General features: G+C 70.2%; 20 protein-coding genes. 15 read left to right on the top strand and 5 right to left on the bottom strand.

Going from position 1 to position 20,024, the window contains the following annotated elements; translation table 11 throughout:
- Position 1: 1 nt before the first annotated feature.
- The 7 genes from C5F48_RS14985 to C5F48_RS14955 all read left to right on the top strand — a co-directional run bounded on the left by C5F48_RS14985 (position 2) and on the right by C5F48_RS14955 (position 9,369).
- Positions 2–1,522 carry an alkaline phosphatase family protein gene (locus C5F48_RS14985; protein WP_258186512.1) on the top strand — a complete coding sequence of 507 codons (1,521 nt, stop codon included), beginning with the start codon at positions 2–4 and terminating at the stop codon, positions 1,520–1,522.
- 64 nt (positions 1,523–1,586) lie between these two features.
- Positions 1,587–2,576: an ABC transporter substrate-binding protein gene (locus tag C5F48_RS14980; RefSeq protein ID WP_107664700.1), complete on the top strand. Its 990-nt coding sequence runs from the start codon at positions 1,587–1,589 to the stop codon at positions 2,574–2,576.
- On the top strand, positions 2,566–3,363 hold the full coding sequence (locus tag C5F48_RS14975) for an ABC transporter ATP-binding protein (RefSeq protein ID WP_107664699.1): 798 nt from the start codon (positions 2,566–2,568) through the stop codon (positions 3,361–3,363). Before C5F48_RS14980 ends, C5F48_RS14975 begins: the two co-directional genes overlap by 11 nt.
- Positions 3,360–4,898 (top strand): ABC transporter permease, encoded by a 1,539-nt coding sequence (locus tag C5F48_RS14970; protein WP_107664698.1) that lies wholly within the window; start codon positions 3,360–3,362, stop codon positions 4,896–4,898. The genes C5F48_RS14975 and C5F48_RS14970 overlap by 4 nt, the downstream gene beginning before the upstream one ends.
- Positions 4,895–5,935 carry a glycosyltransferase family 4 protein gene (locus tag C5F48_RS14965; protein ID WP_107664697.1) on the top strand — a complete coding sequence of 347 codons (1,041 nt, stop codon included), beginning with the start codon at positions 4,895–4,897 and terminating at the stop codon, positions 5,933–5,935. The genes C5F48_RS14970 and C5F48_RS14965 overlap by 4 nt, the downstream gene beginning before the upstream one ends.
- A 510-nt stretch (positions 5,936–6,445) precedes the next feature.
- The gene (locus C5F48_RS26080; RefSeq protein ID WP_245941414.1) at positions 6,446–6,658 is read left to right on the top strand and encodes a hypothetical protein; all 213 of its coding nucleotides are present in this window, start codon (positions 6,446–6,448) and stop codon (positions 6,656–6,658) included.
- Between the two features lie 212 nt (positions 6,659–6,870).
- Entirely contained in the window at positions 6,871–9,369 is a 2,499-nt protein-coding gene (locus C5F48_RS14955; RefSeq protein WP_107664695.1) for a cation:proton antiporter, read from the top strand.
- Between the two features lie 267 nt (positions 9,370–9,636).
- Here the strand turns inward: C5F48_RS14955 and metG are convergent, their stop codons facing one another.
- Positions 9,637–11,355, bottom strand: coding sequence for a methionine--tRNA ligase (metG, locus tag C5F48_RS14950; protein ID WP_107664703.1), 1,719 nt, complete (start codon positions 11,353–11,355; stop codon positions 9,637–9,639).
- Between the two features lie 63 nt (positions 11,356–11,418).
- A complete protein-coding gene (locus C5F48_RS14945; protein WP_107664694.1) occupies positions 11,419–12,639 on the bottom strand; it encodes an MFS transporter in 1,221 nt (406 codons plus the stop codon).
- A gap of 138 nt (positions 12,640–12,777) precedes the next feature.
- Between C5F48_RS14945 and C5F48_RS14940 the strand changes: the two genes are divergently transcribed.
- The 4 genes from C5F48_RS14940 to C5F48_RS14925 are packed head-to-tail and all read left to right on the top strand — an operon-like array spanning position 12,778 to position 15,158.
- Complete coding sequence (locus C5F48_RS14940; protein ID WP_107664693.1) at positions 12,778–13,812, top strand: aldo/keto reductase; 1,035 nt, start codon at positions 12,778–12,780, stop codon at positions 13,810–13,812.
- A gap of 58 nt (positions 13,813–13,870) precedes the next feature.
- The gene (locus C5F48_RS14935; protein WP_107664692.1) at positions 13,871–14,299 is read left to right on the top strand and encodes a hypothetical protein; all 429 of its coding nucleotides are present in this window, start codon (positions 13,871–13,873) and stop codon (positions 14,297–14,299) included.
- Positions 14,287–14,784, top strand: a complete 498-nt coding sequence (locus C5F48_RS14930) for a lipocalin family protein (RefSeq protein ID WP_107664691.1) — start codon at positions 14,287–14,289, stop codon at positions 14,782–14,784. Before C5F48_RS14935 ends, C5F48_RS14930 begins: the two co-directional genes overlap by 13 nt.
- 14 nt (positions 14,785–14,798) lie before the next feature.
- The gene (locus C5F48_RS14925; protein WP_107664690.1) at positions 14,799–15,158 is read left to right on the top strand and encodes a hypothetical protein; all 360 of its coding nucleotides are present in this window, start codon (positions 14,799–14,801) and stop codon (positions 15,156–15,158) included.
- Between the two features lie 11 nt (positions 15,159–15,169).
- On the opposite strand, the gene C5F48_RS14920 is transcribed toward C5F48_RS14925, so the two are convergent.
- Positions 15,170–16,030 (bottom strand): helix-turn-helix transcriptional regulator, encoded by an 861-nt coding sequence (locus C5F48_RS14920; protein WP_107664689.1) that lies wholly within the window; start codon positions 16,028–16,030, stop codon positions 15,170–15,172.
- 103 nt (positions 16,031–16,133) lie between these two features.
- On the opposite strand from C5F48_RS14920, the gene C5F48_RS14915 reads away from it, so the two are divergent.
- The gene (locus C5F48_RS14915) at positions 16,134–17,114 is read left to right on the top strand and encodes a fatty acid desaturase (protein ID WP_245941415.1); all 981 of its coding nucleotides are present in this window, start codon (positions 16,134–16,136) and stop codon (positions 17,112–17,114) included.
- Here the strand turns inward: C5F48_RS14915 and C5F48_RS14910 are convergent.
- Positions 17,025–17,711 carry an NUDIX hydrolase gene (locus C5F48_RS14910; RefSeq protein WP_107664688.1) on the bottom strand — a complete coding sequence of 229 codons (687 nt, stop codon included), beginning with the start codon at positions 17,709–17,711 and terminating at the stop codon, positions 17,025–17,027. The genes C5F48_RS14915 and C5F48_RS14910 overlap by 90 nt on opposite strands.
- On the bottom strand, positions 17,701–18,093 hold the full coding sequence (locus tag C5F48_RS14905; RefSeq protein WP_107664687.1) for a DUF983 domain-containing protein: 393 nt from the start codon (positions 18,091–18,093) through the stop codon (positions 17,701–17,703). Before C5F48_RS14905 ends, C5F48_RS14910 begins: the two co-directional genes overlap by 11 nt.
- A 196-nt stretch (positions 18,094–18,289) precedes the next feature.
- Between C5F48_RS14905 and C5F48_RS14900 the strand changes: the two genes are divergently transcribed.
- The 3 genes from C5F48_RS14900 to C5F48_RS14890 all read left to right on the top strand — a co-directional run bounded on the left by C5F48_RS14900 (position 18,290) and on the right by C5F48_RS14890 (position 19,991).
- Positions 18,290–18,928, top strand: a complete 639-nt coding sequence (locus C5F48_RS14900; RefSeq protein WP_170139638.1) for an EF-hand domain-containing protein — start codon at positions 18,290–18,292, stop codon at positions 18,926–18,928.
- A gap of 90 nt (positions 18,929–19,018) precedes the next feature.
- Positions 19,019–19,612 carry an RNA polymerase sigma factor gene (locus C5F48_RS14895; RefSeq protein WP_170139639.1) on the top strand — a complete coding sequence of 198 codons (594 nt, stop codon included), beginning with the start codon at positions 19,019–19,021 and terminating at the stop codon, positions 19,610–19,612.
- A 1-nt stretch (position 19,613) separates the two neighbouring features.
- Positions 19,614–19,991: a dihydroorotate dehydrogenase gene (locus tag C5F48_RS14890; protein ID WP_107664684.1), complete on the top strand. Its 378-nt coding sequence runs from the start codon at positions 19,614–19,616 to the stop codon at positions 19,989–19,991.
- Positions 19,992–20,024 lie beyond the last annotated feature (33 nt).

The raw sequence follows: 20,024 nt of genomic DNA, 5'->3' as shown, positions 1-20,024 counted from the left end.
TCTGGTGCTGATCCAGCCGAACCACCCCGGCGCCATGACGCTCGGGGCGCTCGGGTTCTTCCCGCTGGAGCTGCCGGTGATCCTGCTGGCGCTGATGGCGGTCAGCGGCCGGGGCAGGGTGCTTCGCGTCGTGCTGGTGACGCTGCTGGTCGCGGGCGCGGTGCTGAAGGCCGCCGATCTCGCGATGTTCAGCGCCTTCGGGCGGCCCTTCGATCTGGTGACCGACCTGCCGCTGATCCTCTCGGGTTGGGAGCTCGGGCGCGGCGCGCTGGGCGTCGGCCTCGCCGTGCTGGCGGGTTTCGGCGGCGCGGTGATCCTCGGCGCGCTGATCGCGGCGCTCTGGTGGGCGACCGGGGTCTGGACCGGCTTCGGCCTGCGCTGGGCCGGGGCGGTGGCGCTGGTCTTCGCCGGGCTCGCCATGGCCGACGGGCTGCGCGCGGTGCAACTGCCGGGCGCGGCCTTCACCACGCGGCTGGCGCTGGAGCGGGTCGAGGCCGTGCGCCGCACCCTCGACGACCTCGCCCGTTTCGAGCTGGCGGCAGAGCAGGATCCCTATACCGGGCGCGAGGCGCTCTTCGGGCGGCTCGGCGGGCGCGATGTGCGCATCGTCTTCGTCGAAAGCTATGGCCGCGCCAGTTTCGATGTGCCCGCCTATGCCGAGACCCATCTCGCCACGCTGCGCGGCGCCGAGGGCCCGCTGCTGCAGGCGGGGCTCGCGGTGCGGTCGGGCTGGCTCACCTCGCCGATCTCGGGCGGGCAGAGCTGGCTCGCGCATGGCACGCTGGCCTCGGGCCTCAGGATCGACGGGCAGAGCCGCTACGGCGCCATGCTCGCCAGCCCGCGCCGGACGCTGTTCCATCTGGCGCGCGAGGCGGGCTATCGCACCGTGGCCGTGGCGCCCGGTATCACCCGCGACTGGCCCGAGGGTCAGCGCCTCGGCTTCGGACGCATCCATGCGGCGGGCGATCTCGGCTATCGCGGCCCCGCCTTCGACTGGGTGACGGTGCCCGACCAGTTCACCCTCGCCGCCGCCGACCGGTTAATGGCGGCGGTCGAGGGGCCGAGCCTCGCCCAGATCACGCTCCTTTCCAGCCACGCCCCCTGGGTGCCGGTGCCCCGGATGCTGCCTTGGGACAGCCTCGGCGACGGCAGCGGCTTCGCGGCCCAGGTCGAGGGCGGCGAGACGCCAGAGTCGGTCTGGAGCGACACCGCGCTGATCCAGGACGCCTACCGCCGCTCGATCGACTATGCGCTGCAGGCGGTGACCGCCGACGCGGCGCGGCCCCGGGCGCGGCCGCCGTTGACGATCGTGCTCGGCGACCACCAGCCCGCGCCCTTCGTGGCGCAGGGCGCGAGCCGCGACGTGCCGGTGCATCTGATCGGCCCGCCCGAGGTTCTGGCGCTGTTCGACGGCTGGGGCTGGACCCCCGGCTTCGTCCCCGACGCCGACCTCGCCGCCTGGCCGATGGAAAGCTTCCGCGACCGCTTTCTCGACGCCGTCAGCCCCGCAGCCCCCGGCTGAGCCAGTCTGGGCTTGCCCGGAGGGGGCATTGCCCTAATGTTCCAATGAAACGGGGGGAAAGCGGATGCAGAATTATCGGCCATCACGTCGCGGCGTTCTCGGGCTCGGTCTGGCGGGGCTCGGCGGCGCCGCCCTCGGCTGGCCCGCCCGGGCCCAGACCGCGGTGGCGATGCAGCTCTCGTGGCTGCATTCGGTGCAGTTCGCCGGCAGCTACATCGCGCAGGAGCGCGGCTACTGGCGCGACGAGGGGCTGGAGGTGGCGCTGAACCCCGGCGGTCCCAACGCCCCCGTCGAGCCGCCGGTTGTCGCAGGTCAGGCGCTGGTCGGCATCTCGGCCGCCGATTACACCGCAGCAGCGGTGGCCGAGGGCGCGCCCTTCCGCATCATCGGCGTGGCGATGCAGAAGAACCCCTTCGCCATCGCCTCGCTGCCCAACAACCCGGTGCGGAGCCCCGCCGACCTCGCGGGCAAGAAGATCGGCATGGCGCTGGCCAACACCCCCGTGCTGCAGGCGCTCTGCACGCTGAACGATGTCGACATCAACGCGATCGAGATCGTGCCCACCCAGTATGACGCGGCGCCGCTGGTGGCGGGGCAGGTGGATTGCCTGCTCTGCTGGGCCACCGACCTGCCGGTGGCGATGCAGATCCAGGGGATCGAGGCCGAGACGATGCTGATGGCCGATCACGGCTATGCGCTGCATTCGCAGACCTACATCGCCACCGACGACAGCATCGCCAACCGCCGCGCCGACCTGATCGCGCTGCTGAAGGGCGAGGCGCGCGGCTGGGAGGATTACCGTCAGGACACGAAGGCCGCCGCCGCCCTCACCATGGCGAAATTCCCCGACGCGGGCCTCGACCTGCCGACGCAGGAGCTGCAGGCCGAACGCCAGCTCCAGCTGATGTTCTCCGACCTGACCGAGGCGCGCGGCTTCGGCTGGTTCACCGAAGACACCGTGGCCGCCAATATCCGCACGCTGGCCCTTCTGGGGCGCGAGGTGACGCCCGATCTCTGGGACCGCTCGCTGCTCGAGGAAGCCCATGGCGGCTGACCTGCCGCCGGAGGTCGCCTGTCGCGGGCTGGCCAAGACCTATGACGCGGGCGCCCCGGTCGAGGCGGTCCGCCCGCTCGACCTGACCTTCGCGGCGGGTCGCACCACGGCGCTGCTCGGCCCCTCCGGCTGCGGCAAGTCCACCGTCCTGCGCATGATCGCCGGGCTGGAGGAGCCGACCGCCGGCGAGGTGCGCATCGGCGGCGAGACGCCCTTGGAGCTGCGCCGCCGCGCCGGCCTCGCCATGGCCTTCCAGGAGGCCGCACTGCTCCCTTGGCGCAGCGTCGCCAGCAACATCGGCCTCGCCCTGACCCTCGCCCGCCGCCGCGCCGACCCCGAGGCGGTGCAGCGGCTGATCGCGCTGGTCGGCCTCGAAGGCTTCGAACAGCGCCGCCCGGCCGAGCTTTCCGGCGGCATGCGCCAGCGCGCCGCCATCGCCCGCTGTCTGGTGACCGAACCGGGGCTTCTGCTGCTCGACGAACCTTTCGGCTCGGTCGACGAACAGACCCGGCTCCGGCTGAACCTCGACCTGCCGCGGCTCTGGCAGGAGCGGGGGACGACGGCGATCCTCGTCACCCATTCGGTCAGCGAGGCGGTGCTGCTCTCCGACCGCGTGGTGGTCTTCTCGCCGCGCCCGGCCACCGTGCTGGCCGATATCGCCATCGACCTGCCGCAGCCGCGCCGGGCCGGGATGGTGCGCGAGGCGCGGTTTCTCGATCTGGTCGACCAGATCTCGGCCTCGCTGGCCGAAAGCGAGCCTGCGGCGCGGCCTCTGGCGGCGCAATGACTGCCCAACTGCCGCGCCTGCCCTGGGGCCTCCTGCTGGCGCTGGCGCTCTGGCAGGCCGCGGCCCTCGCCCTCGCAGGCTCCTACCTGCTGGCCGGCCCGCTCGAAGTGCTGCTCTGGCTCTGGCGCAACGCCGGGTTGGTCAGCCGCGCCCTCGCGGTGACGCTGGGCGAGGCGGCGCTCGGCTTCCTCCTCGGCAACCTCGCCGCCGCCATCCTTGCCCTCGCCGCACTCCTTCTGCCGCGGGCGGAGCGGGTGATCTCGGCGCTGGCGCTCCTTTGCTTCTGCCTGCCGCTGGTGGCGACCGGCCCGATCCTGCGCGTGCTCTACGGCCCCGGCATCGGCCCGCAGGTCACGCTGGCAGCCCTCGCCGTCTACTACACCACCTATCTCGCGCTTCTGGTCGGTCTGCGCGCCGCCCCTGCCGCATGGTTCGATCTGGTGCGCAGCTATGGCCGCGGCCCGGGACAGGAGCTGCTGCAGGTTCGCGCCCGCGCCGCGCTGCCCTATCTCATGGCGGGGCTGCAGATCGCCGCGCCCGCCGCACTTCTCGGCGCACTGGTAGGCGAGTTCACCGGGGCCGAGCGCGGCCTCGGCGTCTTGGTGATCCGAACCATGCGCGGCCTCGATGCGCCCGGCACCTGGGCCTTGGCGCTGGTCGCGGCCTCGGTCTCGGTCGCCGCCTATGCCGGGATCGGCGCGCTGGCGCAGCGGCTCCAGATCCCGCCCGCACTGCTGCTGTCGCCGCCGAGGCAAGCGCGGCAGGGCAGGCCGCTCGTCACCGCCGGGCTGGTGGCGCTGGCGGTGCTGGCGCTCTGGACCCTCGCGATGGAGGGCTTCGGCCTCAGCCCCTTCTTCGCCAAGCGTCCCTGGGATGTCTGGGCCTTCCTCGTCACCGCCCCCGACGCCGCCGCACATCGCGCCACGCTCGGCGCGGCGCTGGCCGAGACGTTGGCCTTCGCCCTGCCGGGCTATCTCGCCGGGCTCCTGCTCGGCGCGGCGCTGGCGGCGGGGGTCGTGCTCTGGCCGCGCACGGCGCAGCTGCTGCTGCCCGCCGCCATCGCGCTGCGCTCCATCCCCATCGTCACCACCGCTCCGCTTCTGGTGCTGGCGCTGGGGCGGGGGGCGACCGGCACCATCACCATCGTCGCGGTGATGATCTTCTTCCCGACGCTGGTCGCCTGCCTGCAGGGCATGCGCCAGACCCCGGCGCAGGTGGGCGAGCTGTTCGACAGCTATGCCGCGAGCCCGGTCCGGCGGCTGATCCATGCCCAACTGCCCGCCATGCTGCCCGCCTTCTTCGCCGCCGCCCGCATGGCGGTGCCTGCGGCGCTGCTGGCCGCCACCACAGCGGAGTGGCTCGCCACCGGCACCGGCGTCGGCGCGCTGATGGCGCTGACCGCCTCCACCTCGGCTTATGGCATGCTGTGGAGCGCCACGGTCCTGCTGGCGCTGCTGGCGGCTCTGGCCTATCTCGGGATCGAACGTATCGAGCGGGCCGTGCTGGCGCGCTATGCCAGCGAGCAGGTGACATGAAAGCCGTCTTTGCCATCCCCGGAGACATCGAGACCCGCACCGGCGGGTTCATCTACGAACGCGCGCTGCTGATGGCGCTGCGCGAGGCCGGGCATGACGTGGAACATCTGCAACTGCCCGCGGGCTTCCCCGATCCGACTGCGGCCGAGATGGCCGAGGCGGTCGCCGCGCTGGCTGCCCTGCCAGCCGACGCGCCGCTGATCCTCGACGGGCTGGTCTACGGCGCCATCGCGACCGAGGGGCTGGCGCAGGTCCGCGCCCCCATCGTGGCGATGATCCATCACCCGCTTGCGCTGGAGACCGGGCTTCCGCCCCAGCGCGCCGCACTGCTGCACCGGCGCGAGGCCGACAATCTGGCGCTCGCCGCCGAGGTGGTGGTTCCGAGCCCGCACACCGCTGCCATCCTGCGCGAGCGCTACGCCGTGCCCGCCGAAAAGATCTCCATCGCCCTGCCGGGCTTCGGCGCGCCCGACCCGCTGCGCACCCCCGACCAACCGCCGCTGATCCTCGCCGTCGGCATCCTCGTGCCACGCAAGGGCCATGACATGCTGCTCGACGCGCTGGCGCGGCTTGGCGATCTCGACTGGCAGGCGTGGATCGTCGGCGCGCGCTACGATCCCGCCACCGCCGAGGCGCTGGAGGCGCAGAGCGTGGCGCTCGGCCTTGCGTCGCGGGTGCGCTTCACCGGATCGCTGGGCGAGGCGGCGCTGCGCGACGGCTTCCGCCGCGCCTCTGTCTTCGCGCTGGCCACCCGCTACGAGGGTTATGGCATGGTGTTCAGCGAGGCGCTGCTGCACGGCCTGCCGATCGTCACCTGCGCCAGCGGCGCCGTCCCCGACACCGTTCCGCCCGAGGCTGGCATCCTCGTGCCCACCGACGACACCGAAGCCTTCGCCGCCGCCCTGCGCAGCCTGCTGACCGACGACGCCCGCCGCAGCGCCATGGCCAAGGCCGCGACCGCCGCCGGGCAGGCGCTGCCAAGCTGGGCCGACACCGCGGCGGCGATGGCCGGGGCGCTCAGCCGCAGTCTCGGCTAGCGACGGTCCAGAGCGATCATCCCGATCAGGATCGACAGCGGCCGGTCGTCGCGGCGGCGCGCCGATTCTCCCCCGCCCGACGCCCGGCGCGGCATTCTGGCGCGCCCAAGCCGCGCCGGCGGCAGCCCCGGCGCGGGAGCCTAGCAAATTTTCGCGCGACGCGACCAAGCCCGTGAACATGTTCCGGCGCAAATCCGTGAACTTGTCAAGTTGAGCAAAATGGTGCTGGTTGCCTCTGGGGCATCGGCAGAACGGCGCAGGACGTCCGAATGACGTGGCCAGCGTGGCAATTTGGTGCTGGATTTTTTTCCTGAGTCATGCGGTGCTGCTTTGCACGTTATCAGTTTAACACGTCGTGATGTTGGTGGAGGCACAAATATGGTAAAAAGCAAAATGGATGATCGCACAACCGGAACAAGAAGATTCCAGAGTGTCGCTCAGCTGCGGGAATTACTCCTTGGGCTGGAACACGACCTCGGAATCGCCGAATTGTCTCGGAACGAGCTAGATGTGCTTTACGCTCTTAAACTCTTGGGCGAATCGGAGGACGCAGTGGTGCGCTCCGACGCGATCCGCCGCCACAACCTCTGCAGCGCCATCGCCACGCCGACCTTTCACCGCGCCCTGCGCTCGCTGGTCGAAAAGGGCTTCGTCGATCATGCCCCGCTCACCAAGGCCCGGGCCTACAAGCTGGGCCGGATGGCGGGGCAGCTGGCGCATTGAGCCCGCCCTCCCGCTGACGACAGCGCGATGATTGCCTGCAGGGGCGCGACCGATCGGCGCGCCCCTTTGTCATGCCATGCACCGCCCGGCGATGAGGCAACGGCGGGCGCCAGCAGGGCGCCGTGCCCCGCGCCGGACAGATTGCCGCCAATCACGCCGATCTGCTTGACGGCGGCTTTCCCAGGCCGGGGTTCAGCCGTATCAGGATCAGCATGAACATCGTGCTCCTCGTCGCCGTCATGGCCTGCCTTTTCATCGTCATCGCCGCCTGCGAGCCGATCGCGGCCCGGTTGCGGCTGCCCTTCTCTGTGGTGCTGGCGGTTGTCGGCGCCATGCTCGGCACGGGGGCGCTCCTGCTGCAGGGCAGCGAGCTCAGCCAGCGCTTCCCGCCCGAGGCGCTGGAGATGCTGTCGCTGCCGATCCGTTCCAGCGTCTTCCTCTACATGTTCCTGCCGACGCTGCTGTTCCAGGTGGCGCTCAGCCTGAACCTGCGGCGCATGTTCGACGACTGGGTGCCGATCCTCGTCATGGCGGTGGCGGCGGTGGTGGCCTCCACCGTCCTGATCGGCACGGCGCTGTCGCCCTTCAGCGACATGTCCTTCATGGCCTGCCTGCTGCTCGGCGCCATCGTCTCCACCACCGACCCCTCGGCGGTGATCAGCGTGTTCCGCAACATCGCCGCCCCGCAGCGGCTGACCCGGATCGTCGAGGGCGAGAGCCTGTTGAACGACGCCGCCGCCATCGCGCTCTTCGGCTTCTTTCTCACCTTCGTCATGGCCGGCATCCCCGACCCGACGCTGGAGCAGGCGCTGGTCGATTTCCCGCTGCTGATCCTCGGCGGGGTGGCCACCGGCTATGTCTGCGCCCGGCTGGCGCTGGCCGGGATGTCGATGATCTCGTCGCATCCCACGGCGCAGATGTCGCTCAGCCTGGCGCTGCCCTATCTGACCTATGTGATCGCCGAGCAGGCGCTGCATGCCTCGGGCGTCATCGCCGTGGTGGTGGCGGGGCTGGCGATGAACCTCGCCGGACCGGGGCGGCTCGCCCCGGCGATCTGGACCTCGCTGACCGAGATCTGGGAGATGCTGGCGCATTGGGCCGGCTCGCTGATCTTCGTGCTGGCGGCGCTGCTGATCCCGCGGCTCCTCGGCCGGGCCACGCTGTTCGATGTCTTCCTGGTGCTGGTCGTGGTGCTGGCGGCCGTCGCCGCCCGGGCGCTGATGCTCTTCGGCCTGCTGCCGCTGCTGGCGCGGGTGAACCTCTCGCCCAAGGTCGACCGGCCCTACCGGGTGGCGCTGCTCTGGGGCGGGTTGCGCGGCGCCATCACCCTGGCGCTGGCGCTGGCGGTGACCGAGAACCCGCTGGTCCCGCCGCATATCAAGCGCGAGGTCGGCATCCTCGCCACCGGCTTCACCCTCTTCACCCTGCTGGTGCAGGGCACCTCGCTGCGCTGGGTGATCCGGCGCCTCGGGCTGGGGCGCCTCGCCCCGCTCGACCTCGCGCTCTCCAACCAGGTCATCGCCGTCGCGCTGCAGAACGTGCGCGAGGAGGTGGCCGAGACCGCGCGCGAGCATGATCTCGACCGCGAGATCGTCCGCGCCGAGGCCAAGCGCTTCGCCAAGCGGCTGGAGGCGGCGGTGAGCCGCGCCGAAAGCGCCGAGGAGATCGCCGACCGCGACCGCATCACCCTGGGCCTCGTGGCGCTGGCCGGGCGCGAGCGCGACATGATCCTCGAAAGCTTCCGCCAGCAGCTCATTTCCTCGCGGCTGATCGAGCAGATGCTCTCCGACGTCGACCGGCTGATGGAGCGCACCCGGGTCGGTGGCCGCGACGGCTACCGCAGCGCCGGCCGGCTGGCGCTCGGCTATGGCCGCCGCTACCGGGCGGCGGTCTGGGCGCACAACCGGCTCTATCTCTCCGGCTGGCTCAGCCAGATGACCGCCGACCGCTTCGAGATGCTGCTGAACCAGCGGCTGATCCTCAGCGACCTGCACGGCCATATCGGCGGCAAGATCCGCCGCATCCACGGCAAGCGCATCGCCGACCTGCTGCACGAACTCCTGAAGCGGCGCGAGGAGGAAACCGCCCGCGCGCTCGAAGGCCTGCGGCTGCAATATCCCGGCTACTCCGACGAGATGGAGCGCCGCTTCATCCGCCGCACCGCGCTCAGGATGGAGGAGCGCGAATATGACGTGCTGCATGGCGACGGGCTGATCGGGCAGGAGCTCTATCTGACCCTGCGCCAGCGCATCAGCGTCGAGCGGGCGCAGGTCGAGCAGCGGCCGAAGCTCGATCTCGCGGTGCAGAAATCCGAGCTGGTGCGGCAGTTCCCGCTCTTCGCCGACATGGAGGCCGAGCAGCGCCGCGCGCTCGGCCATGCGCTGAAGACGGTCTATGTGCAGCCGGGCGAGGTGCTGATCCGCCGCGGCGAGACCCCGCGCAACGTGTTCTTCATCGCCTCGGGCGCTGTGGAATCCGAGGTGGCGGGCCAGAAGCTGCTGCTCGGCCGCGGCGAGATGTTCGGCCAGCTGGCGATCCTCACCCGCAAGACCCGCCGGGCGCAGGTGACGGCGATCAGCCACGGCACATTGCTCGGCCTGGACGAGGTCCAGTTCAAGGCCCTGCTGCGCGGCAACACCGCGCTGCAACAGGCGGTGCAGGAAAGCGCCGCCAAACGCGGCGTGACGCTGGATCTGGACGAGGTGGCGTGAGGGGGGCGATCCGTTGGGCGGGTCCCCCCACCCCGCGCATGACGAAAGCCTGCTTCTTCACCGGTGCGCGCGATCGGTCCCGCCCGGCGACTCTCCCCCGTAGGGTGCGCATTCATTGCGCACCTTCGAAGGGCGGCCCCCCATCAAGGCGCCACGCCAAGGCCGCCCGCCCCGCCATCAAATCACTGACAAACCCTTAACGCCGCCGAACTATCTCAACCATTCCAATGGCATAGCCAGATTTTCACGCGTGAAAACCCGTGCGCCTCAGGCCCGGACGCCCGAGAACTTCTGCTGCCACTCCGCCCGTTCCTCGTCGGTGATCTTGCGGAACAGGACCTCCGGCACGGTGAACTCATGCCCCACCGGCAGCACCTGAAGCGCCGAGGCGATGTCTTCCGGCCAGCTCCAGTCCTCGGTCCCCATGCCCGCCATCATCGAGGCGGCGGCATCCGGGATGAAGGGCTGCGAGATCACCGCATAGACCCGGATCAGGTTCAGCGCGAGCCGGATCATCGCGGCGGCCTGCTCGGGGTCGGTCTTGACCACGGTCCAGGGGGCGGCGGCTTGCAGGTATTCGTTGCCCGCCACCCAGATCCCGCGCAGCTCGATCGCGGCCTTGCGGACCTCCATCGCCTCCATGCAGGCCGAATAGGCGTCGAGCCGGCCCTGAAGCTCGGCGATCAGCGCCGCTTCGCGCGGCCCGAATTCCCCGCCCGCCGGCACCGTCTCGCCGAATTTCGAGCGGCAGAACTTGGTGACGCGGCTGACGAGGTTGCCCAGAACGTCGGCCAGATCCTTGTTCACCGAGGTCTGGAAGTTCTCCCAGGTGAACTCGGAGTCGCTGTTCTCCGGGGCATGCGACAGCAGCCACCAGCGCCAGTAGTCGGCGGGCAGGATCGACAGCGCCTGATCCATGAACACGCCGCGACCCTGCGAGGTGGAGAACTGGCCGCCGTCGTAGTTCAGGTAGTTGAAGGACTTGATGTAATCGACCAGCTTCCACGGCTCGCGCGACCCCATGATGGTGGCGGGGAAGGAGAGGGTGTGGAAGGGCACGTTGTCCTTGCCCATGAACTGGACGTAGCGCACGTCCTCCGCCCCCTTGTCCGTCCGCCACCAGCGCTCCCAGTCGGCGTCGGCCTTGCCGTGGGCGTCGGCCCATTCGGCGGTCGCGGCGATATATTCGATCGGGGCGTCGAACCAGACGTAGAAGACCTTGCCCTCCATCCCCGGCCAGGGCTGGTCGCCCTTCTTCACCGGGACGCCCCAGTGGAGGTCGCGGGTGATGCCGCGGTCCTGCAGCCCGTCGCCGTCGTTCAGCCATTTCTTGGCGATCGAGGTGGTCAGCACCGGCCAGTCGGTCTTGCTGTCGATCCAGGCCTCCAGATCGGCGCGCAGGCTGCGCTGCTTGAGGTAGAGGTGCTTGGTCTCGCGCACCTCGAGCTCGGTCGAGCCGGAGATCGCCGAGCGCGGGTTGATCAGGTCGGTCGGGTCAAGCTGCTTGGTGCAGTTCTCGCACTGGTCGCCGCGGGCCTTGTCATAGCCGCAGTTCGGGCAGGTGCCCTCGATGTAGCGGTCGGGCAGGAAGCGGTTGTCGGCGATGGAGAAGACCTGCTTTTCCGAGACTTCCTCGATGAAGCCGTTCTCGGCCAGCGCCCCCGCGAAATGCTGGGTCAGGCGGTGGTTGCGCGGGCTGGAGGAGCGGCCGAAATGGTCGAAGGACAGCCGGAAGCCGTCGGCGATGTCCTTCTGGACGGCATGCATCTCGGCGCAGAATTCGTCCACGGGCTTGCCCGCCTTGGCGGCGGCAAGTTCCGCCGGGGTGCCATGCTCGTCGGTGGCGCAGATGAACATGACCTCGTGGCCCCGCGCCCGCATGTAGCGCGCGAAGAGGTCGGCGGGCAGCTGGCTGCCGACGAGGTTGCCCAGATGCTTGATCCCGTTGATGTAGGGAATCGCCGAGGTGATGAGAATCCGCGCCATGATCATGCCTTTCGTCCCGGTCCGGCGCTGTTTAGCCTCGTTGCGGGCCAAGAGCCAGAGCCATCAATCCGACCGCTTGCGCCGCAGCAGCCGACCGATGAGGAAGGAGGTGCGCGGCTCGTAGGTATAGGCGGTGCGCTCGGCGGGGGTAGGGCGCACCCACATCCGGCTGATGCCGAAGGCGATGAGCAAGAGGTAGGAGACCGCGATCAGCACGAACATCGCCGAGGGGCCGAAGCCGTCGATCAGCACCGAGGACAGGATGGGCGCCGCGATGGCGCCGACGGCGTAGAGGAACATCAGCGCTGCCGACAGCTCCACCCGCTCGCGGCTTTCGGCGAAGTCATGGGCATGGGCGGTGGAGACGGAATAGACCGGCAGGGTGGCGAAGCCGAAGAGCGCCGCCGCGCTGAACACGGCGACGGTGCCGGACCCGGCCAGCAGGATGGTCGCGGCGCAGGTGGCGATGGTCGCCGCCGAAAGCCAGATCAGCACCCAGCGCCGGTCGTATTTGTCGGCGACCCAGCCGATGGGGAACTGCGCGACGGCCCCGCCCAGCACATAGGCCGCGAGGAAGAGCGCGATCTGGTCGGCGCGCAGACCCACCTCGATGCCGTAGACCGGCCCGACCATGCGGAAAGAGGCGCCGCTGATCCCCGAGACCACGACCCCCAGCGCCGCCAGCGGCGAGCGGTCCCAGGCGAGGCGCGGGCGCAGGCGGGGGGCGTCGGGGGTTTCGGGCGGGGCGGCCTTGGTCAGCGTCAGCGGGAAGATCGCGGCGCAGCAGAGGAGCGCCAGCAGGTTGTAGGAGACGTAGGAGGCAGGCTCCAGCACGCCGATCATCAGCTGTGCGCCGAGCGAGCCGCCGATATCGACGATGCGGTAGATCCCCATCGCCCGGCCGCGCGTCTCGTTGGTGACCTTGGATTGAAGCCAGGCCTCGATGATCGTGTAGCAGCCCGCGACGCAGAGGCCGGAGCCCATGCGCATGATCCCCCAGGCCCAGGGGTCGATGATCAGCATATGGGCGAGGATGCCGATGGTGCCGGCGGCAGTGAAGGCGGCGAAGGCGCGGGAATGGCCGACCTCGCCCATCAGCCGGGGCGCCCACCAGCAGCCCAAGAAGAAGCCGAAGAAATGCGCGGAGCCGAGCATGCCAAGCTCGGTGGTGGAAAACCCAAGCGCCGCGCCCGAGATCGCATCCAGCGGCGCCACCCCGCCGGAGCCGAGTTGCAAGAGGACGACCGACAGGAACAGGGCCGCGAAGGAGACGAGAAGGCGCATCAGGAAGGCTTACCGGCGGCCGCGATCTGCGGTCACCTTGGCGCAGCCGGCGGGGAATGCCCAGCCCCAATCGGCCCGCATCGCCTTGCCATTCCGGCTGCGCCCGCTAGGGTTTGCGCCGAAACTGAGGAGCCCGCGATGAAACAGCTTCCGCTTGGAAGAACCGGCCTGAGCGTGTCCGAGCTTTGCCTCGGCACGATGACCTGGGGCAGCCAGAACACCGCAGCCGAGGCGCATCAGCAGATCGAGCTGGCGCTGGAACATGGCGTGACCTTCTGGGACACCGCCGAGATGTATCCGACCAACCCGGTGACCGAGCGCACCATCGGCGACACCGAGACGATCATCGGCGCGTGGTTCGCCAAGGGCGGGCGCGACCGGGTGGTGCTGGCGACCAAGATCGCCGGCGAGGGCGGCAAGGCGCGCGGCGGCGAGCCGGTCACCGGCCACAGCCTGCGCGGCGCGGTCGAGGCCTCGCTCGGGCGGCTGAAGACCGATTACATCGACCTCTACCAGATCCACTGGCCGAACCGTGGCTCCTACCATTTCCGCAAGATGTGGAATTATACGCCGAACGGCGACCGCGAGGGTGTGCTCGCCAACATGCTCGACGTGCTGGAAACCGCGCAGGCGCTGGTGGCCGAGGGCAAGATCCGCGCCATCGGTCTGTCGAACGAGAGCGTCTGGGGCGCCTCGCAATGGCTGCGGCTGGCCGAGGAGAACGGGCTGCCGCGGATGGCCACGGTGCAGAACGAATATTCGCTGCTCTGCCGCCAGTTCGACACCGACTGGGCCGAGCTTGCGGTGATGGAGGACATGCCGCTGCTGGCCTTCTCGCCTTTGGCGGCGGGGCTTCTGTCGGGGAAATACGCCGGCGACGTGACGCCGGACGGCACGCGGCGCGAGCGCACGCCGGATCTCGGCGGGCGGATCACGCCCTACGTCTTCGAGCCGGTCGCCGCCTATCTGGGCATCGCCGCGCGGCACGGGCTCGACCCCTGCCAGATGGCGCTCGCCTTCCTGCGCACGAGGCCTTTCCCGCTGATCCCGATCATCGGGGCGACCTCGCTGGAGCAGCTGAAAAGCAACATCGCCTCGGTCGAGGTGACGCTGTCGCCCGAGGTGCTGGCCGAGATCGACGCCGCGCATCGCGCCTGGCCCGCACCCTATTAATCGCCTTGCGGCAGCGGCCGGCATCGGCTTCTGTGACGGACCTGTTCCGGAGGAGCCGATGCGTCGCTGGCCCGTGCTGTCCGCCCTGCTGCTTGTGTTGCTGACCGGCCTTGCCGGCTGCGACCGGCTGCCGGGGCGGGCCGCGCCACCCGAGCCCGCGTCGCCGCTGGCGGCCGAGGCCATCGCCGTCAGTCCGCTCGGGACGGAGTCCGTCAAAACGACTCCCGAACCTCCGGCGGCTCCCGTCGCTGTCAAGTCGGCGGGCGAGCTGGCCTGCGAGCGGCGGCAGGGGCGCTACGTTTCGGTCGGCGGCGCGCGGACCTGCGTCACCCCGACGAGTGATGGCGGCAAGCAGTGCCGGGGGAAGGGCGACTGCTCCGGGCAGTGCCTCGCCCGGTCGAACAGCTGCGCGCCGGTCGCCCCGCTGCTCGGCTGCAACGAAATCCTGCAATCCGACGGAAGAAGGGTGACCCTGTGTCTCGATTGATGCCGATCCTGCTGCTGGCCCTGGCGGCCTGCGCCGCCCCGAAGCCGCCGGAAAGCCCCGGCTTCCGCCGCGCCGGCACGCCGATCTATTCCAACGCCGTCTTCGATGCGGCGCGGCTGGAGGGCGACTGGGTGCAGGTGGCGGGTTTTGGCGCCGGCTGCCGTCCCGGCGGGGTAAGTTTCGTGGGCGGGCAGGTCAGAACGAAGCTCTGCCTTGGCGGGCGCGAGCAGGCCTTTGCCGGCGCCTTCGCCGTCACCGGCCCGGGCCGACTGGCGCTGCGCGGGGCTGCGCCCGACGGCATCGGCGCGCCCTGGTGGGTGATCTGGGTCGATACCGACTATCGCACCCTGGCCATCGGCACGCCCGACGGCAGCTTCGGGTTCCTGTTGAACCGCGGCGGACCGCTGCCCGCCGACCGGCTGACGGCCGCGCGCGAGATCTTCGAGTGGAACGGCTACGACCTGTCGCGGTTGACTGTCTATTGAAGAAGGAGCGCCGCATGATCCGTCTCGCCCTCGCTTTCATCGCCCTCGGCCTGCCGGCTGTCGCGCAGGAGCCCGCGCCCTGGGTCGGGATCTGGGCCGCCGATCCGGAATGGTGCGCCTTCTCGGACAGCATCGGCCAGCAGGAGACGACGCCGATCCGCATCACCGAAGTCGAGTTCCAGGGCTACGAGAACCGCTGCGAGATCACCGCCACCCATCCGTTGCAGGTGCTGCCGGGTGCCGAGCTGGTCATGCGATGCGAGGCCGAGGGCGAGGTGATGGAGGACACGCGGCTGGTGATCGCCGACGCGCCCGGCTCGCTTTTGATGCTGGCGGGCGGCGGCGAGCCGGTGCGGCTGACGCGCTGCCCGTAGACCGTCTGGTCCTAGATCGTCTCGCGCAGCGCGCGCAGGTGGTCGCCGACCTCGCGCGCCGAGACCGCCGCCTCGCGCACCAGCCAGTCGAAATGCTGGGTGAAGCTGCCGACCCGCGCTGAGTCGCGGAAGGCGAGGTAGTGGCGGCCGAGGTAGAGCACGGCCAGCAAGGGCCCGAAGACGGTGATCGGGGCCGAGAACACCCGCCGCGCGTCGAAGAGATAGATCCTGAGCGAGGGGTAGAGCTCGGCCGAGAGCGCGATCAGCCGGTCGATCTGCTCGCGCCGCACCTCGGGGGGCAGGCCCTCGTAATAGCCGGTGGCCGCCGCGAAGGCCGCCAGCTCGTGCAGCGGCAGGGCGATCTCGTAGTCGGAGCGCGCCGCCTGCATCCAGCTCAAGCGGTCCTCCGAGGCGCCGATGGCCTGCTCGGCGGTGCGGCCGAGTTGCGGGCGGTATTCCCATTCCAGCATGGCGGTGGTCTTCAGCATGTCGGGCAGGGTGGCCGGGACATGGCGGATCTTGTAGCCCGCCGCCTCGCGGTGCCAGCGGTAGATCGTCTCGTCGATCGGCGCGCGCGGGGCCTCGGTGATGATGAGCGACATGGCGAGCAGATCGGCCAGCGGCTCGGGCCGGCCCGAGAGCCCCAGCAGCCAGTCGGCGCTGATCCCCAGCGCCTGCGCGCAATCGGCGGCAAGCTGGGCGTTCGGCAGCCGGGTGGCCTGCGGGGCCAAGAGCTGCGAGATGGTCGAGCGGTCGACCTGCACCTTCCGCGACAGCGCGCTCTGGGTCATGCCGCGCTCGGCCATCGCCTCGGCCAGACGGTCCCGGAACAGCGCCGCGCGGTCGCGCTTGTCTACTTTATCTCCCGCCATGTGATTTAAATCACCAAAGTTGCGTTTCCGTTGCGTATCTTCAGAATTATCCCGGAGCGGGGCAAGTGCTAACCATCACAGGATAGCAGAAGGAGCCCCGAGAGTGCGCATAGATCAGGCCGTCGAGTGGCCGACCGTTTTCCTGTTGATCGCCACCTATGCGCTCTGGCTTCTCGGCACCACGCTTCTCACCGGCCTCTGGCTGCCGCTGGGCATCGTCGCGACCGGCATCGCCATCGCGCAATTCTCGTCGCTGCAGCACGAGGCGCTGCATGGCCACCCGTTCCGCAGCGAGCGGCTGAACGAGGCGCTGGTCTTCCCGGCGCTGGCGCTGACCGTGCCCTACCGGCGCTTCCGCGACAGCCACCTGCAGCACCACCACGACCCGCTGCTGACCGACCCCTATGACGACCCGGAGTCGAACTATTTCGATCCCGCCGTCTGGGCCCGGCTGTCTGGCCCGGCGCGGACGGTGCTGCGGCTGAACAACACGCTGCTGGGGCGGATCGTGATCGGGCCGATCCTCGGCAACATCCTGTGGCTGATGGGCGACCTGCGGCTGATGCGGCAGGGCGACGCCGCGGTGAAGCAGGCTTGGTTGCTGCATCTCGCGGGGCTGATTCCGGTGGCGCTCTGGCTCTCGCAGGCCGCGATGAGCTGGGGCGGCTATCTGCTGGCGGCCTGGGTCGGGCATGGGCTGTTGAAGATCCGCACCTTCCTCGAGCACCGGGCGCATGAGGCGGCGCGGGCGCGGACGGTGGTGATCGAGGATCGCGGGCCGCTGGCGCTGCTGTTTCTGAACAACAACCTGCATGTCGTGCACCACATGCACCCGAAGGTGCCGTGGTACCGGCTGCCGTCGATCTATGCCGCCAACCGCGAGCATTACCTGCGGCGCAACGCTGGTTACGTCTACCGCTCCTACGCCGAGATCTTCGGGCTGCATCTGCTCCGCGCCAAGGACCCGGTGCCGCACCCGCTCTGGCCCTTCGGGTCAGGTCAGACGGCGGAAGATCGGGGTATTGCCGGAATTGTCGAAGAACGGCACGCCGGCCTCGCCGGGACCGTCGCGCAGCAGGGCTGAGACCTCGGCCAGCACCACCTCGGTGATGAAGGGCAGGTCGAGCCAGCGCGCCTCGGAGAGGGCGATCCAGTGCAGATGCGACAGCTCGTCGGAGGCGGCGGAGAAATCCTCGGGGTCGCCGGCGATGTGGGCGGCGTCGGCGAGGAAGAAGCGCGCGTCGAAGCGGCGCGGCCGGCCGGGCGGGGTGATGGCGCGGAACACGAAGCGCAGCGCTTCGGCGGAGGGGGCGAGGCCGCGGGCGGCGAAGCTCTCCCATCCCGCGGGGGCGGTCCAGGCGCCGGGCAGGCCGAGCGCGAGGCCGGTTTCTTCCCAGAGCTCGCGGATGGCGGCGGCGGCGATGGCCTGGGCGCCGCCGCCGACCCGCGCCGCGCAGCGGGGGGGCAGGGGCCGCGCCAGCGCTACCAACGCATCGCCGGAATCGACCGCGCCGCCGGGGAAGACGTATTTCGAGGGCATGAACACCGCCGCGGCGCCGCGCATCCCCATCAGCACCTCGGGGCCTTTGGGGCCGGAGCGGGTCAGGATGATGGTGGCGGCGGAGCGGATCGCAGGAGCCGCCTCAGGCGGCAGGGTTGCAGGAGCCGCCTCAGGCGGCATGGCCGAAGCCGTGCATCCGCTTGGCCCATTGCAGCGCGACCATCGCGCCCTTCAGCCGGGGCAGCAGGAACAGCGACAGCGCCACCGTGCCGATGGTGAAGACTGTCGCCAGCACCATCGGGTCGGGACGGTATTCGACGAAGCCCCAGAGGATCAGCGGGGCCATGATATGGCCGACGATCAGGATCGTCAGATAGGCCGGGCCGTCGTCGGCGCGGTGGTGATGCAGATCCTCGCCGCAGACCGGGCAGCTTTCGCGCACCGTCAGATAGCCGCGCAGCATCGGTCCCGCGCCGCAGGACGGGCAGCGGCACTGCCATCCGCGCACGAGGGCGGGCATCAGCGGGCGGTCTTCTTCCAAGGTGCTCTGTCGGTCGGTCATTCGGTCCCTTCCGTCGAGATACGGGTGTCTCGGGTCAACGCGGGAAGAGATACAGTGTTCCCGCCGCAAAGTTGAGAGCGGATGTATTGATTTTTTAGACATGTGAGAATTTCGTGGTCGCGGCGACGGAAGCCGGGCGGCGGCGCGTTTGAAGATCAGAAGGCAGCAGACAATGCCTCGATCAACGGAGACACAGATGAAACGCACAACCCGCTTCGCCACCCTGACCCTCGCGATCGCTTCGGCCGCGGCCTTCTCGATGCCGGTCTTCGCCCAGACCGCCGCCCCTGCCGAGCCGCCCTGCGCGCCCGGCGCCGCCTGCCGGATGCCGGATGGCGCCATGCCGGGGGCCGGCCCGATGGGTGGCCCCGACCGGATGGACCGCGGTCCGATGGGCGGGATGAGCCCCATGGGCCACATGGGCGCGATGTTCGACTTCCAGGCGCTCGACGCCGACAAGGACGGCCGGGTGACCCAGGCCGAGGTCGATGCCGAGCGCCAGTCGCGCCTCGACCTGCTCGACAGCAACGATGACGGCCAGGTGGGCGCAGCCGAGTTGTCGGCGATGTTCATGCAGGGCATGCAGGCCCGGGCCGACGCTCGCGCCGCCCGGATGGTCGAGCAGTTCGACGGCAATGGCGACGGCCAGATCTCGGCCGCCGAATTCGCCGCCGGTCCCCGCCCGGCGACCCTGTTCCAGCGCATGGATACCGACAAGGACGGCGCGATCTCGCAGGCCGAGGCCGATGCGGCGAAACAGCGGATGCAGGGCCGCAAGGGCGACCGCCCGCATGGCAAGCGCGACGGCGGCAAGCAGCGTCCCGGCCGCGACTGACCAGGGCCAAGCGCAGGCCGCGCCCGGAGTCTTTGACCCCGGACGCGGCGTTTGAAGGTTTCGCGGTTTGGCGCTAAGCCCCGGGACAGGATGGAAATGCCGTTTGACGCCTTTTCGGAAGTCTCGGACGAGGCGCTGCTGGTGCTCTATGCCAATGGCGAGCCGGCGGCTGGCCGGGCGCTGACCACGCGCCTGACCCCGCGGGTGCTGTCGGTGGCGTCGCGGATGCTGTCGGACCGGGCCGAGGCCGAGGACGTGGCCCAAGAGGCGATGCTGCGGCTCTGGAAGGTGGCGCGCGAGTGGCGGCAGGGCGAGGCGAAGGTCTCGACCTGGCTCTACCGCGTGGTGTGCAACCTCTGCACCGACCGGCTGCGCGGCCGCAAGCGTCGGGCGGCGACCGCGCTGGACGACGCGCCAGAAGTGGCCGACGCCGCGCCGGGCGTCGAGGCGGCGCTGATCGACGGCGACCGGATGCGGGCGCTCGACGCGGCGCTGGCGGCGCTGCCGGATCGGCAGCGGCAGGCGGTGGTGCTCAGGCATCTCGAGGGGCTGACCAACCCCGAGATCGCCGAGGTTATGGACATCGGGGTCGAGGCGGTCGAAAGTCTGACCGCCCGTGGCAAAAGGTCGCTGGCCGCGCTGCTTTCGGGGCAGCGGGCCGAGTTGGGATATGAGGAAGGCTGAGATGCGCGACAGCGATCTTGACGATCTGTTTGCCGAGGCCCGCACCAGGGCGCCGGCCCCTTCGGAGGCGCTGATGGCGCGGGTGCTGGCCGATGCGGCGACGCATCAGCCGCGGCCCGCCGCGGCGCCGGTTCGCGTTGCACGCCCGTCGTCGGGCTGGTCGTCCTGGTTTGCCGGGTTGCGCGGCGGGGCTCTGGCCGGGGCGGGGATGATGACGGCGACGCTGGCCGGGGTCTGGATCGGCTTCGCCCAACCCTCGTCGATGGTCTCGGTGACCGATGCGCTGTGGCAGGGCGCGGTGCAGCAGATCGACGTGGTGGAGCTGCAGCCGAGCCTTGATCTGTTCCCGTCGCTCGACGGCTTCATGTCGGAGGGTTGAGCATGACCGATCTGCCCCCCTCCGCCCCGCAGC

Source organism: Cereibacter changlensis JA139, from assembly GCF_003034985.1.
Taxonomy (GTDB): Bacteria; Pseudomonadota; Alphaproteobacteria; order Rhodobacterales; family Rhodobacteraceae; genus Cereibacter; species Cereibacter changlensis.
This window is presented reverse-complemented; position numbering and strand designations above follow the sequence as displayed.

What these genes read in the sequence shown, in the direction of transcription:
- C5F48_RS14945 (WP_107664694.1), bottom strand. Translation starts at nt 12,639, where the DNA reads ATGCGCCTTCTCGTCTCCTTCGCGGCCCTGTTCCTGTCGGTCGTCCTC.
- C5F48_RS14890 (WP_107664684.1), top strand. Translation starts at nt 19,614, where the DNA reads ATGCGCGACAGCGATCTTGACGATCTGTTTGCCGAGGCCCGCACCAGG.
- C5F48_RS14975 (WP_107664699.1), top strand. Translation starts at nt 2,566, where the DNA reads ATGGCGGCTGACCTGCCGCCGGAGGTCGCCTGTCGCGGGCTGGCCAAG.
- C5F48_RS14925 (WP_107664690.1), top strand. Translation starts at nt 14,799, where the DNA reads ATGATCCGTCTCGCCCTCGCTTTCATCGCCCTCGGCCTGCCGGCTGTC.
- C5F48_RS14970 (WP_107664698.1), top strand. Translation starts at nt 3,360, where the DNA reads ATGACTGCCCAACTGCCGCGCCTGCCCTGGGGCCTCCTGCTGGCGCTG.
- C5F48_RS14910 (WP_107664688.1), bottom strand. Translation starts at nt 17,711, where the DNA reads ATGCCGCCTGAGGCGGCTCCTGCAACCCTGCCGCCTGAGGCGGCTCCT.
- C5F48_RS14900 (WP_170139638.1), top strand. Translation starts at nt 18,290, where the DNA reads ATGAAACGCACAACCCGCTTCGCCACCCTGACCCTCGCGATCGCTTCG.
- C5F48_RS14895 (WP_170139639.1), top strand. Translation starts at nt 19,019, where the DNA reads ATGGAAATGCCGTTTGACGCCTTTTCGGAAGTCTCGGACGAGGCGCTG.
- C5F48_RS14905 (WP_107664687.1), bottom strand. Translation starts at nt 18,093, where the DNA reads ATGACCGACCGACAGAGCACCTTGGAAGAAGACCGCCCGCTGATGCCC.
- metG (WP_107664703.1), bottom strand. Translation starts at nt 11,355, where the DNA reads ATGGCGCGGATTCTCATCACCTCGGCGATTCCCTACATCAACGGGATC.
- C5F48_RS14920 (WP_107664689.1), bottom strand. Translation starts at nt 16,030, where the DNA reads ATGGCGGGAGATAAAGTAGACAAGCGCGACCGCGCGGCGCTGTTCCGG.
- C5F48_RS14965 (WP_107664697.1), top strand. Translation starts at nt 4,895, where the DNA reads ATGAAAGCCGTCTTTGCCATCCCCGGAGACATCGAGACCCGCACCGGC.
- C5F48_RS14955 (WP_107664695.1), top strand. Translation starts at nt 6,871, where the DNA reads ATGAACATCGTGCTCCTCGTCGCCGTCATGGCCTGCCTTTTCATCGTC.
- C5F48_RS14935 (WP_107664692.1), top strand. Translation starts at nt 13,871, where the DNA reads ATGCGTCGCTGGCCCGTGCTGTCCGCCCTGCTGCTTGTGTTGCTGACC.
- C5F48_RS14940 (WP_107664693.1), top strand. Translation starts at nt 12,778, where the DNA reads ATGAAACAGCTTCCGCTTGGAAGAACCGGCCTGAGCGTGTCCGAGCTT.
- C5F48_RS14980 (WP_107664700.1), top strand. Translation starts at nt 1,587, where the DNA reads ATGCAGAATTATCGGCCATCACGTCGCGGCGTTCTCGGGCTCGGTCTG.